At 68.0% G+C, this 13,019-nt stretch carries 10 protein-coding genes; 8 read left to right on the top strand and 2 right to left on the bottom strand.

The features are described from left to right. Positions 1–60: 60 nt before the first annotated feature. Positions 61–2,160, bottom strand: coding sequence for a phenylacetic acid degradation bifunctional protein PaaZ (gene paaZ / locus ACFFN1_RS02550; protein WP_376838302.1), 2,100 nt, complete (start codon positions 2,158–2,160; stop codon positions 61–63). Between the two features lie 132 nt (positions 2,161–2,292). Between paaZ and ACFFN1_RS02545 the strand changes: the two genes are divergently transcribed. From ACFFN1_RS02545 to ACFFN1_RS02510, 8 genes are all read left to right on the top strand, one after another. Continuing rightward, complete coding sequence (locus ACFFN1_RS02545; RefSeq protein WP_376838299.1) at positions 2,293–2,745, top strand: Lrp/AsnC family transcriptional regulator; 453 nt, start codon at positions 2,293–2,295, stop codon at positions 2,743–2,745. 612 nt (positions 2,746–3,357) lie between these two features. Then, entirely contained in the window at positions 3,358–4,695 is a 1,338-nt protein-coding gene (locus tag ACFFN1_RS02540) for an MFS transporter (RefSeq protein WP_376838297.1), read from the top strand. Between the two features lie 177 nt (positions 4,696–4,872). Further along, a complete protein-coding gene (locus ACFFN1_RS02535; RefSeq protein WP_376838296.1) occupies positions 4,873–5,160 on the top strand; it encodes a hypothetical protein in 288 nt (95 codons plus the stop codon). A 173-nt stretch (positions 5,161–5,333) separates the two neighbouring features. Next, on the top strand, positions 5,334–6,446 hold the full coding sequence (pdhA, locus tag ACFFN1_RS02530; RefSeq protein WP_376838293.1) for a pyruvate dehydrogenase (acetyl-transferring) E1 component subunit alpha: 1,113 nt from the start codon (positions 5,334–5,336) through the stop codon (positions 6,444–6,446). Beyond that, on the top strand, positions 6,443–7,519 hold the full coding sequence (locus ACFFN1_RS02525) for an alpha-ketoacid dehydrogenase subunit beta (RefSeq protein ID WP_376838291.1): 1,077 nt from the start codon (positions 6,443–6,445) through the stop codon (positions 7,517–7,519). Before pdhA ends, ACFFN1_RS02525 begins: the two co-directional genes overlap by 4 nt. Next, positions 7,516–9,003 carry a dihydrolipoamide acetyltransferase family protein gene (locus ACFFN1_RS02520; protein ID WP_376838289.1) on the top strand — a complete coding sequence of 496 codons (1,488 nt, stop codon included), beginning with the start codon at positions 7,516–7,518 and terminating at the stop codon, positions 9,001–9,003. Before ACFFN1_RS02525 ends, ACFFN1_RS02520 begins: the two co-directional genes overlap by 4 nt. Before the next feature lie 301 nt (positions 9,004–9,304). Continuing rightward, entirely contained in the window at positions 9,305–10,519 is a 1,215-nt protein-coding gene (locus ACFFN1_RS02515) for a M20 metallopeptidase family protein (protein WP_376838287.1), read from the top strand. 108 nt (positions 10,520–10,627) lie between these two features. Beyond that, positions 10,628–11,809, top strand: coding sequence for a hypothetical protein (locus tag ACFFN1_RS02510; RefSeq protein ID WP_376838286.1), 1,182 nt, complete (start codon positions 10,628–10,630; stop codon positions 11,807–11,809). A gap of 214 nt (positions 11,810–12,023) precedes the next feature. Here ACFFN1_RS02510 and ACFFN1_RS02505 read toward each other — a convergent pair whose 3' ends face one another. Further along, entirely contained in the window at positions 12,024–12,911 is an 888-nt protein-coding gene (locus ACFFN1_RS02505) for a sodium:solute symporter family protein (protein ID WP_376838284.1), read from the bottom strand. Between the last annotated feature and the right edge of the window lie 108 nt (positions 12,912–13,019).

Genomic DNA, 13,019 nt, shown 5'->3' with positions numbered 1-13,019 from the left:
GGAGCCTCAGGCCGTCGGGGAGCCTCAGGCCGTCAAAGAACCTCAGGCCGCCGGGGATCCTCAGGCCGTCGGTCCCTTCTCCACGAGGGTGAGCACGTCGTAGGTGGCGACGATCTCATCGTTCTGGTTCGTCACGAGCGAATCCCAGCGCACCTCACCGTACTCATCGGTCTCACGCGGGGTGATCTGCTTAGCCGTCAGCGTCACGGTCAGCGTGTCACCGGGTGAGACCGGCGTGATGAACCGCAGGTTCTCCAGCCCGTAGTTCGCCAGCACCGGACCGGGCTCGGGCTTGACGAACAGACCGGCCGCGAAGGACACGACAAGGTAGCCGTGCGCCACCCGCCCGGGGAAGAACGGATTGGCCGCCGCAGCCTCCTCATCGGTGTGGGCGTAGAAGGTGTCGCCGGTGAACTCGGCGAAGTGCTCGATGTCTTCCAGGGTCACCTCGCGCGGGCCGCCGACGATCGTGTCGCCGATGCGCAGCTCGCTCAGGTTCTTGCCGAACGGGTGGCCGCCCTCGGTCTGGCGCTTCGCCTCCGGTGCCCAAGTGCCGGTGATCGCGGTGAGCATGTCCGGGGAGCCCTGCACAGCCGTGCGCTGCATATAGTGCAGCACCGAGCGGATGCCGCCGAGCTCCTCTCCCCCGCCGGCGCGCCCCGGCCCGCCGTGGACGAGGGTCGGCAGCGGCGAACCGTGACCGGTCGACTCCTGCGCATCATCACGATCGAGGACGAGGACGCGCCCGTGCCACGGCGCGGTGCCGAGCACCACCTCGCGGACCACCTCGGGATCGTGGCTCACGACCGAGCCGACGAGCGAACCGCGGCCGCGGGCGGCGATCTCGACGGCCTCGGGAAGGGAGGTGTAGGGCACGAGCGTGGCGACCGGGCCGAAGGCCTCGACATCGTGGACGGCGTCGACATCGGCGCTCGCTTTGAGCAGGGTCGGGGCGACGAAGGCCGGGGACAGAGCATCCCCCTCGCCCGAGGCGGCTCCCTCGCCCCAGGCGCCGGCTCCCTCGCCCGAGGCGCCGGCCGGGTCGAAGCCGCACACCACCTCGGCGCCGGCGCTTGTCAGACTGCGAATCGCAGCACGCACGTCATCAGCCTGATCAGCAGAGATGAGCGGGCCCATGCGCGTGGCCTCATCGTGCGGGCTGCCGACGGTGACGTTCCCGAGTCGGTCGGCCACCGCCTCGGCGACGGCGTCGAGGTGCGCGGCCGGGACGAGTGCGCGGCGGATCGCGGTGCACTTCTGGCCGGCCTTCGCGGTCATCTCGGTGACAAGCTGCTTGACGTAGAGGTCGAACTCCTCGGTTCCAGGCGCGGCGTCGGGGCCGAGCAGGGAGAAGTTGAGCGAGTCGGCTTCGGCGAAGAAACGGGTGCCGCGGTCGGTGACGCAGGCGTGAGAGGCCATGGTGCGGGCGGTGGCCGCCGAGCCGGTGAAGGCGATGGTGTCCTGCTCAGCGAGGTGCTCGAAGAGGTCGCCGGTCGAACCGCAGATGAGCTGCAGGGCACCTTCCGGCAGCAGGCCCGATTCGATGATGTCGGAGACGACGGCGTGGGTGAGCTGGGCGCCGTTGGTGGCCGGCTTGACGATGACCGGCTGGCCGGCGGCGAACATCGGCCCGAACTTCTCCAGCATCCCCCAGACCGGGAAGTTAAAGGCGTTGATCTGCACGGAGACGCCCGGGCGCGCGGTGCAGATGTGCTGGCCCGCAAAGGTCTGGTTCGTCGACAGTCGCTCGACGCCGCCGTCGAGGTAGACAGTGGAGTTCGGCATCTGCCGGCGGGCGACCGAGGAGTAGGAGAACAGCGTCGAGATGCCGCCGTCGATGTCGATGAGGCCATCGCGGGCGGTCGCGCCGGTGGTCAGAGAGATGGCGTGGTAGCGCTCGCGGCGTTCGTTGAGGTAGACGGCCAGCTGTTTGAGGATGACGCCGCGCTGGTGGAAGGTGAGCGCGCGGACACCCGGGCCGCCGGTGTCGCGGGCATGGGCGGCGACGGCGGAGAAGTCGATGCCTGCCGAGGAGACACCGGCCAGTGCGGTGCCGGTGGCTGGGTCGCTGATGGTGCGCACAGCGGAGTGGGCGGCTGGGGTGTCGGCTGCGGGGGCAGTCCACTTCCCGCAGACATAGGAGGTGAGGATCTCGGTCATGACAGCTCCTGAGGTCGACGTCGTCGTCGTGCCCGCTGGGCGAGCGGACAGCACATTTTTCATACTAACCGTTCGGTCAGTTATTGTCATGAGTACTAAGCTGTTGGGCAATCCGGACAGGAGGGATCGCATATGGCGCGCGAGCTCGATGACGTCGACCGCAGGATCATCGCCGCCCTCGTGGCTGATTCCCGTGCCTCGATCCGCCAGCTGGCTGAGCGCGTGCACATCTCCCGCTCCGCAGCCCATTCCAGACTCACCGCTCTCATCGACTCCGGCGCGATCCGCCGCTTCACCGCCGACATCGACAAGAATGCACTCGGCATGACCGTGTCAGCTGTCGTCGTCGTCAAGATCGGCGAGCGCCCGTGGCCCGATGTCCGTGACGACTTGGCTGCGCTGCCCTTCGTCGAGAAGGTACAGGCCGTCAGCGGTGACATCGACGCCCTCTTGACGGTCAACGCGCCGTCGAACACCGAGCTGTCCCAGGTGATCCTGCGCCAGGTGCACGAGATCCCCGGCATCGTCTCGACCCGCTCGCTGCTCGTCCTCGATGAAGTCGACGGCCACCGCCCCGGCAGCTGAGGAGCCCGCTGGGGCTGGGAAGGCCGCTGGGGCTGGGAAGGCCGCTGGGGCTGGGAAGGCCGNGGATCGCCGGTTCCGGCGCCGGAAAGCGGCCCGCCACAAAAGAGTGTTCAAACTTCGATGGAGAATCGGCCTTTTCACCATCGAAGTTTGAACACTCTTTGCGACCAAGCGCTCCGAAGCGGCATTTCCGCCTGTTTCCCGGCTTCTCCATGCACTCCAGGCACCGGATTCCCACCCCAGGGAGGTCTAGCCACTCGAGCTCTCCATCGCCTCACCCCTTTCCGCCTCCCGCCACCGATCTGCTGTCATCCTGACGTTACCAATCCCGGACGCCCGTCCGGAATGTGACCCGCTTCACGAGATCTCCTACCAACGGCCGCCGCATCTGCCTATGCTTCATCCATTACTGACCGAACGGTCAGGCATCGGCTGCACAGTCTGACAACGACGGTTCAGCGAGCTGTCCGCAATGGCAGTGCTCACCACGGCACCGCCTGACCGACCGCTTCGACTCGGCTCACAAGCCGCGGCAACCCTCCGGCCGACCACCAATCGGCCGTTGCAAGCCACCGACCAACCGCACCACCCCACTGACCTTGGAGCAGATCCATGACCGTCACCTCGGCCGCAACGACGCGGCCCACCGCCACCACCCGCGAGGAGCGCAAAGTCCTCATCGGCACCCTCGTCGGCACCACCATCGAATGGTACGACTTCTTCATCTATGCCCAGGCCGCCGGCCTCATCCTCGCCGCCCAATACTTCGCGCCGCTGAGCGAAGCGAACCCGGCGCTCGCCCAGATCATCTCGTGGGCCTCCCTCGGCGTGGCCTTCCTCTTCCGCCCGCTCGGCGCCGTCGTCGCCGGCCACCTGGGCGACAAGATCGGCCGCAAGACGATGCTCGTCGTCACTCTCATCATGATGGGCGCTGCCACCGCACTCATCGGCCTGCTGCCCACCTACGCCGCGATCGGCGTCGCCGCGCCGGTCCTGCTCATCCTGCTGCGCATCATCCAGGGCTTCTCCGCCGGCGGCGAATGGGGCGGAGCCGCCCTGCTCGCCGTCGAGCACGCCCCGCTGTCCAAGCGCGGCATCTTCGGCGCCTACCCGCAGATCGGCGTGCCGGTCGGCATGATCCTGGCCACCGGCGTCATGTTCACCATCTCCAGTGTGCTCACGCCTGAGCAGTTCGCCAGCTTCGGCTGGCGCATCCCGTTCCTGCTCTCGATCGTGCTCGTGTTCGTCGGCTACTTCATCCGCCGCTCGTGCGAGGAGTCACCGGTCTTCGCCGAGCTCGCCGAGCGCCGCGCCGAGGCCAGCGCCCCGCTCGCCAGCCTCATGAAGACCAACGCCAAGGAGGTCATCCTCTCCGCCCTCGTCTTCATCTCCAACAATGCCGCCGGCTACCTCGTCATCGCGTTCTTCGCCGCCTACGCCTCCAAGCCCCTCGACCAGGGCGGCACCATCGGCCTGGAGCGCCCACCGGTGCTGCTGGCGACGACGATCGCCTCCTTCGGCTGGCTCACCTTCACGCTCGTCGGCGGGTCGATCTCGGACAAGATCGGACGCGTGCGCAGCTTCCAGATCGGCTACGCGCTCATCTTCCTCACGATCATCCCGACGTTCATGCTCGTCGACACCGGCAATGTGTGGCTCTACGCGATCGGCCTGTTCATCCTCACCATCGGCCTGGGCCTGTCCTACGGTCCGATGTCGGCGATGTACGCCGAGATGTTCCCGGCCAAGATCCGCTACTCCGGCGTGTCGATCGGCTACGCGCTCGGCGCGATCCTCGGCGGCGCCTTCGCCCCGATGATCGCCGAGTTCCTGCTGGTGGAGTTCAAGACCTCGCTCGCGATCGCCGTGTACATCATGGTGCTCACCGTCATCAGCTTCGCTGCCGTGTCGATGATCCGCGAGACCCGCGGCAACCGGCTCGACGTCTGACCCGCTGCTGGCTGACGGCCACCGGCACACCGTTCCCGAGGCGGTGGGCACCGTCCGAGAGGACAGGCGCCCACCGGCTCGGGCGTGGTGGGAGGTGCAGTCACAGGCTGGCCTCAGCATGGGGTGCTGAGATGGGCGCATGCCCCGCACCCCCTCATCCCCACACAGGACCCCGCCATGCAACAGCCAGTGATCACCGGATCCGTCCGGTCGGCCCTGCGGATCCTCACCGTGTGCATCGGTGTGCTCGCGCTCGGACTTGTGCTCATCGCCGCCTCCTACGGGATCTCGGCGATCGACTATGCGATCCAGGACAGCGCCGGCGAACCAGGCCCGGCCCCGGCGATCGTCGACATGACAGCAGTGGCCGGGCAGGCCGTCCTGCTCATCGGATCTGTCGCAGCGATCGCCTCATACGCTGCGTTTCTGGGTGAGCTCAGGCGCACATCGGGACCTGCCCGCTGACCGGCGCGAGGTCAGGCACCCGGGTGCGGACCGCCTCGGGCACGGCGGACGAATGTCCCAACAGCCGTGAGCTCGCACACGCGATCGTCCGCTATTGCACAGTCGCGCGGCCACCCGTCTGGCAGTGCCGCCTGCAGCTGGTGCGGTGATCGCGATCACAGGACGATGGATGCATGACTATCGACATTCCACGCTCTGCCGACGCCGCCAGGGAGGTGCCGTCGCTGCACCCGATCAGCTTCATCGACGAAGCAGGCCAGGTGACAGACGCCCAGGCACCTGATGGCCTGCGCATGCCCTCTGCCGACGTTCTGCTCCGGCTCTACCGCCGGATGGTCATCGCCCGGCGCTTCGAAGCCCAGGTCACCGCGCTCACCCGCCAGGGGCGGCTGGCGACCTACCCGTCAGCAGCCGGCCAGGAGGCCTGCGAGATCGGCGCGGTGTCTGCACTCAAGGACACCGACTGGCTGTTCCCGACCTACCGCGACTCCGCGGCCCTGCTCACCCGCGGGATCCCGGTGTCTGACATCCTCGCGGCCTTCCGCGGCGACTGGCACTGCGGCTTCGACCCCAACGCCCACTGCACCGCACCGGCAGCCACCCCGCTGGCCACCCAGGGCCTGCACGCCGCCGGCTTCGGCATGGCCGCCAAGCTGCGCGGCGAGGACACCGCAACCCTGACGTTCATGGGCGACGGGTCGACCAGCGAGGGCGATGCGCACGAGGCATTCAACTTCGCTGCCGTATGGCAGACCCCGACGGTGTTCTTCATCCAGAACAACCAGTACGCGATCTCGGTGCCGCTGCGCGAGCAGACCAACGCCACCCTGCTGGCGGACAAGGCGATCGGCTACGGGATGCCTGGCTACTGCGTCGACGGCAATGACGTCGCCGCCGTCTACGCCGTCGTCACCGCCGCCATCGACCGCGCCCGTGCCGGTGACGGCCCCACCCTCATCGAGGGCCTGACCTACCGGGTCGAGGCGCACACGAACTCCGATGACCCGACCCGCTACCGCGACGGCGCCGAGGTCGAGATCTGGAAGCGCCGCGACCCGATCACCCGCCTGGAGGCCTATCTGCGCTCGGTCGGTGCGCTCGACGACGGCTCGGTCGAGGCGATCGCCGCCGATGCCGAGGAGTTCGCCGCCGAGGTCCGCGATGCGATGAACACCGAAGCCGAGCGCAACCCGCTGGAGATCTTCGACCACGTCTACGCCCATGAGCGCCCGGCCCTGGCCGAACAGCGCGCCCTGCTGGCCGCCGAGCTGGAAGAGGTGTCATGACCGCCCAAATGACCACCGACGCCCAGACCACCAACAGCTCCCAGACCACCAGCACCCAGGCGACCACCGCCTCGGGTGAGGCGACCGTGGCGACCGCACGCCCCGTGTCGATGACGACCGCACTCAACACCGCGCTGCGCGATGCGCTGGCAGCCGATGACTCCGTCGTCGTCTACGGCGAGGACGTCGGGCGGCTCGGTGGCGTCTTCCGCGTCACCGACGGGCTGCGCGAAGAGTTCGGCCCGGAGCGCGTGTGGGACTCCCCGCTGGCCGAATCCGGCATCATCGGCACGGCCGTCGGCATGGCGATGGCCGGGATGCGCCCGGTCGTCGAGATGCAGTTCGACGCCTTCTCCTACCCGGCGTTCGAGCAGATCGTGTCGCATGTGGCGAAGATGCGCAACCGCACCCGCGGGCAGATCGAGCTGCCGATCGTCATCCGCATCCCGTGTGCTGGCGACATCGGCGGTGTCGAGCACCACTCGGACTCCTCGGAGGCCTACTGGTGCGCGACTCCGGGCCTGACCGTCGTCACCCCGTCGAACCCGGCCGATGCGTATTCGATGCTGCGCGAGGCGATCGCAAGCCCGGATCCGATCATCTTCATGGAGCCGAAGTCGCGCTACTGGTCGAAGGCGAAGCTCACCCTGCCGGTCGAGACCGCCTCGATGTATGAGGCGCAGGTGGTGCGCGAGGGCAGCGATGTCACGCTGCTGTCCTACGGCCCGACCGTGCGCACCGCGCTCGCCACCGCTGAGGCCGGAGCCGAGGAGGGGGTCTCGATCGAGGTCATCGACCTGCGCAGCCTCTCGCCCTTCGACGATGCCACCGTCGCCGCCTCGGTGGCCAAGACCTCGCGCGCGGCAGTGCTGCACGAGGCCGCGCAGTTCTGCGGCTACGGTGCCGATGTCGCCGCTCGGGTGACCGAGCGCTGCTTCACCTCGCTGGCCGCCCCGGTGCTGCGCATCACCGGCTTCGATGTGCCGTTCCCGGCCCCGAAGCTCGAGGAGTTCTACCTGCCCACGCCCGACCGCATCCTCGATGCCCTGGACAAGTGGGAGTGGGAGCTGTGACCGCCACACACACGAGCACCGGCCAGGACTTCATCCTCCCTGATCTGGGCGAGGGGCTGACCGAGGCCGAGGTGGTGAGCTGGAAGGTTGCCGTCGGTGACACTGTGGCGATCGATGAGATCGTCGCCGAGGTGGAATCGGCCAAGAGCGTCGTCGACCTGCCGTGCCCCTACGCCGGCGTCGTGACCGCCCTGCACTTCGCCGAGGGCGACACCGTGCATGCCGGCCAGGCGATTCTGACGATCGGCGGCGAACCTGGCGCTGCTGGTGGTGGTGCTGGCGCCGCTGCCGAGGCGGGGCCGACCGGCGGCGAGGACGTCGTCCCGGGCACCGCCCTGCGCTCGACTGACGGGGATGACACTCCCCCGGCGCCGGGCCAGGACAGTGAGGGCTCCGGCGCGGTGCTCATCGGCTACGGCACCAAGGAGGTCTCCGGTGCAACCCGCGCAGGCCGCCGCAGCTTCGGCCGGAAGACCGGCCAGCAGGCCGCCCAGCCGCAGCCAGCCGCCCAAGCCCCGGCCGCGCTGGACACCGCACCTGCTCCGGCCGCGCCGGATACCACACCCGCCTCGGCTGAGGCGACCGGCGCCTCGGGCGCGGGGAAGTTCTCCCGCGTCGTCTCACCGCTGGTGCGCAAGATGGCCGCCGACAACGGCTTCGTCGCCAAAGAGCTCACCGGCTCCGGACCCGGCGGCATGGTCATGCGCCGCGACGTCATGGACGAGATCGCCCGCCGCTCCCACACCGACACACAGGCAGGCGACGCCGCGGCACCAGCAGCCACCGCCTCGGGCGAGGACACGATCATCCCGCTGACCGGGCTGCGCAAGGTCGTCGCCGAACGGCTGTCCCGCTCGCGGCAGGAGGTCCCAGAGGCCACGATCTGGCTCGACGTCGACGCCACCGAGCTGCTGGCTGCCAAGAAGCAACTCGAAGCCAAGCACGGCGAGAAGTTCTCGGTCATGTCGCTCGTCGCCCGGTTCGTCACCGCTGGCCTGCAGAAGTGGCCGATCCTCAACTCGTCTGTCGATGAGGCCGCCGGTGAGATCCGCGTGCACTCCGACGTCAACCTCGGGTTGGCCGCCGACACCCCGCGCGGGCTCATGGTCCCGGTCGTCCACGGCGCTGGTGAGATGACATTGCGGCAGCTGCGCGATGCGATCGGGGACAAGGTCGACAAGGCCTCCGCCGGCCGGTTCGACCCAGCCGAGCTGACCGGGGGGACGTTCACGCTGAACAACTACGGCGTGTTCGGCGTCGACGGATCGGCACCGATCATCAACCTGCCCGAAGTCGCGATGCTCGGCCTCGGCCGGATCAAGGAACGGCCGTGGGTGGTCGACGGCGAGCTGACGGTGCGGAAGGTGATGTACCTGTCGTTCGTGTTCGACCACCGCGTGTGCGATGGCCGCGAACCGAGTGAGTTCATCACGTTCATCGCCGACTGCATCGAGAATCCCATCAGCTTCTTAGCTGATATCTGAGCTGACCGGCCGCCAGCTCACAGGCGAGGCGCTGGCCGCCGGTCGTGACGTGCCCACGCGCATAGGGGTACGACTGGGCCCCGGTCCGAGATCCACGTGATCTCTGACCGGGGCTTTGTGTTGCGCTCACCGTGCCCGAGGTGGCGGTCGTCTGCCGTGCCCGAGGCGGGGGCCGTCTCACTGCGTGGGAAACCAGCTCCCGCATGACAGAAGGCGCCGCTAGCATGCACGAAAGCACTTCAGCGGCACGGCGTCACAGATGCCTGGCAGCAGAAGTCCAACCATCAGCAGCAGGAGCAGCATGACCAGCACGAACACCAGCGCATCCGTTCCCGATTTCGCAGCTGAAGCGGCCGTCATCGCCGATGATCTCATCGCCCTGCGTCGCGAACTCCACGCCAACCCTGAACTGGGCAATGATCTGCCTGAAACCCAGGCGCGCGTGCTCGCCGCCCTTGAGGGCCTGCCGCTGGAGATCACCACCGGGCAGTCGCTCACCTCGGTGACGGCGGTGCTGCGCGGCGCGAAGCCGGGACCCACCGTGCTGCTGCGCGGCGATATGGACGCCCTGCCGGTCGTCGAGGAGACCGGCCTGCCCTATGCCTCGACGAACGGGAACATGCACGCCTGCGGCCACGACCTGCACACCGCCGGACTCGTCGGCGCTGCCCGCCTGCTCTCAGCTCACCAGGCAGAGCTGCCCGGCAATGTCGTCTTCATGTTCCAGCCCGGTGAGGAGGGCCCCGGCGGTGCTGCGCCGATGGTCGCCGAAGGCGTCCTCGATGCCGCCGGAGTGCGTGCCGATGCCGCATTCGGCATCCACGTCCTGCCCGGACCGCGCGGTGTCTTCAACACCCGCCCGGCGACCGTGATGGCAGGCGCCAACATCATGCGCGTGACCTTCAACGGCATGGGCGGTCACGGCTCGATGCCGGAGAAGGCGCTCGACCCGGTGCCGCCGCTCATCGAGTTCTGCGCCGCCCTGCAGACGATGGTGACCCGCCGCTTCAGCGTCTTCGACCCTGTCGTCGCCACCATCACCAACCTCAGCGCCGGCGAGGCGGTCAACGTCATCCCACCCTCGGCATCGATGGGCGCATCGGTGCGCACACTCTCAGCCGAGACCACCGCCGAGTTCCCGCGCCGGGCCCGGCAGCTGGCCGAATCGATCGCCGCCGCGCACGGCTGCACGGCCGAGTTCACCTTCGACAGCATCTACCCGGTCACCGTCAACGACCATGCGCAGACCCGGTTCGCCCTTGACACCCTCACCAGGGTGTTCGGCGCCGACCGCGTCGTCGAGCTCGACACCCCGCGCATGGGCTCGGAGGACTTCTCCTATGTGCTGCGCGAGGTGCCGGGCACGTTCTGCTTCCTGCAGGCCAGCCCGCCGGAGGTCGACCCGGAGACGGCGGAGGTGAACCATTCTCCGCGCGTGCTCTTCGATGATGCGGTGCTCGCCGACCAGGCAGCCGCTCTCGCCGTCCTCGCCTTCGCCCACAACACCGGATCCTGAACCGGCGGTCATCCTGATCGCCGACCGGCCCACCCACAGGCTGACCGGCTGCATGTGACACCCCCGTTCCGCCCCGCACCCGACTGACTCTCATCGAAAGGGACCATCATGGAACCCATCTTCGCCGCCACCATCGTCCTGGCATTCATCGCCGCCGGCGAACTGGTCTCCATCTGGTCAAAGGCCCGTGTGCCCGGCCTGCTGGTCGCGATGCTCGGCGCCTTCATCTTCGCGCAGCTCGGACTCATTCCCGCTGATGTCATCGACCAGTCGATGCTCGTCCAGATCTACTCGATCCTCGTCGTGCCCCTGCTCTTCCACATGGGCTCGCTCATCCCGCTGCCGACGATGATCCAACAGTGGCGGTCGGTGCTCATCGCCATCGTCGGCATGCTCGTGGCGGTGCTCGCCCTGGCCGCCGTCGTCATCCCGCTGTTCAGCTTCGAGCACTTCGTCGCCGGCGCCGGCCCGCTGGCCGGCGGCATCGTCGCCACCGGCCTGACGACGAACGGCCTGACCGAGGCCGGCGTCGCCCCGGCGATCATCATCCTGCCCTCACTCGTGCTCATGATGCAGTCGCTGCCGGCGATGCCGCTGACGAACTTCCTGCTGCGCCGCTTCGCCTTCAGCCTGCGCGACAGCGGCGAACTCGACGAGCTGGCCGCGAGGTCGAAGGCCCGCCAGGCCGATGCCGACTCCGGTGCGCAGAAGAAGAAGCTCGTGACCCTGCCGCCGATGCTGGAGAACAACGAGCTGTTCGTGCTGTTCCTTATCCTCGTCGGCGGTACGGTCGCCACCCTGCTGGCGATCCCAACCCACATCCCAGGCTCGATCCTCGGCCTTGTGCTTGGCATCATCTCGACGGCCATCGGCCTGACCCCTGAGCGCAGCATGGAGAAGTCCTCCAGCTTCGGCATCGCCATGGCCGGCGTCGTCGCGATCGTCATGGCGCCGCTGCTGACCGCCTCCATGTCCGATGTCATCGCCGCTCTGCTGCCGATGGTCGCGATCCTCGCCGTCGGCTGCCTCGGCATCCTCGCCGGCGGCTTCATCGCCACCAAGCTGCTGAAATGGCGCCCGACCCTGGGCATGTCCGTGGCCCTGACAGCCATGTACGGCTTCCCCGCCGACTACCTGCTCACCAACGAGGTCGCCCGGTCCGTCGGCCGCGATGAGGCCGAGCGCGAGAAGCTGCTCGATGCGATGCTGCCGCCGATGCTCGTCGGCGGATTCACCTCCGTCAGCGCCGGCTCCATCGCGATCGCCAGCATCCTCGTCAGCTTCCTGTGAGCTGAGCGGAAACTGCGCCTGAACCAGCGGTGACTCCTGTCACCGCAGAGGCTGCCGCAGCCGGCCGGGGCCAGTCTGGGCTCCGGCCGACGCTCAGCGCATAGGCGAGGCGCTGACCGCCGACCGTGACGTTACCCGCGCGCATTGGGGCACGAGCAGGCCCCGGCCAGAGACTTCGAGCCTCCAGCCGGGGCCTTGTGCGTGCTTGCGGCTGCTATGCCCGGGCGGGGCGGCTGGCCATAGCGGCAGGTTTCGTTGCGAGAGAGACGACGATCAGCACGATGATGGCGATCGGCGCAGCGATGACCACTGAAGCTATCTCTTCGACGGAACCGAGAACCTCCCATAGGACCGTCGCGATGCCGCCCGTCAGCATGGATGCCACTGCTCCCGCGGCGCTGGCGCGCTTCCAGAACAGTGCCGCCAGCACCGTCGGCGTCACCGCGGCGCCGTACATGGTGTAGGCGTACAGCTGCAGCGCAAGCAGCGTCGGGAAGAACTGGACCATGACGAAGGCGAGTACGGCAACCACAGCCACCGCGATTCGGCTGATGAGCAGCTGGCTGCGATCGTCTGAAGCGTCCCGGCGACGTCCACGGAACACAAGATCGTAGACGATGTTGCCCGAGCAGGTGAGCAGGTAGGACGATCCGGTGGTGACGATGAGGGCCAGGGCGGCCACCAGGAGAGTTGCTCCGACGACGGCAGGTGTGAAGTCGCCTGCTGCAAGTCCGAGGATCGCCATATCGGCTTCAGACGATGGGTTCACGATCGTCGCTGCCGAAGCCAGCAGGATGATCGGTGCAACCATGAATACGGCGCCGAGGAAGAACAGCCCGGTAGCCTTGCGTGCACTTGCAGGGCTTTGCGCGGCGGCGAGGCGCTGGTGCATGTTCTGGTCGCCAAGAACCAAGAGGAAGAGCGGGAGGAAGTAGCCCAGGATCTGCAGCGGAGTCAGCTTGCCGGTCACCGTGCGGAAAGCCGGGTCGAGCCGGTTGACGTAGCTGCCGAAGCCACCCAGGTCCTGCACGAAGACGAAGTACAGCGTCGCCAGCAAGCCGATGACGATCAGCGCTGACGAGAGGAAGTCAGTCCACGCCACAGATTTCAGGCTCTACTGACTGATCCGTGGGTCTTCAGCGGCCGGGCAGGAGGGGGCGGTGGCCTCCGAGTGTGAGCATGGCGAGGCCGATCAGGGGCTCGGGTGAGC

It is taken from the genome of Brevibacterium otitidis (assembly GCF_042429315.1).
GTDB classification, from domain to species: Bacteria; Actinomycetota; Actinomycetes; order Actinomycetales; family Brevibacteriaceae; genus Brevibacterium; species Brevibacterium otitidis.
Note: the sequence above shows the minus strand (reverse complement) of the source record. Positions and strands in the feature narration are given on the sequence as shown.